Below are 304 nucleotides of genomic sequence, written 5' to 3' on the forward strand. Positions count from 1 at the left end.
CGGACACCACCGCATCCAGCCCGGTCATCAGCTCGTCGGTGTCACCGGCGAGCACCACCGCCCGGTGAGCGAGCGCGGAACGGCGGATCGACGCCGCGCCGAGTGCCACCGGGTGAGCAGCGCCCACCTCGGCGCGGACGATCAGCTGTTGAGCCTGAGCACGCAGGGACGCCTCGTCCGTACCGGAAAACAGCACCGGAGCCAGTGGCAGTTCCACTGCTGCCACTGCGGCGGCCTCGACCGTCGGTGGCTCCTCCACGATCACGTGCGCGATGGTGCCACTGACGCCGAACGCCGACACACC

1 protein-coding gene is annotated in these 304 nt (G+C 70.4%); it reads right to left on the minus strand.

Features of this window, described 5'->3' with window-relative positions:
* Positions 1–265, minus strand: a 265-nt coding sequence (locus tag PUR56_RS06260; RefSeq protein ID WP_329948159.1) for a hypothetical protein, incomplete at its 3' end; no start/stop codon positions are given.
* Between the last annotated feature and the right edge of the window lie 39 nt (positions 266–304).

The sequence above is a fragment of the Streptomyces sp. BE303 genome, from assembly GCF_036290945.1.
GTDB lineage: Bacteria > Actinomycetota > Actinomycetes > Streptomycetales > Streptomycetaceae > Kitasatospora.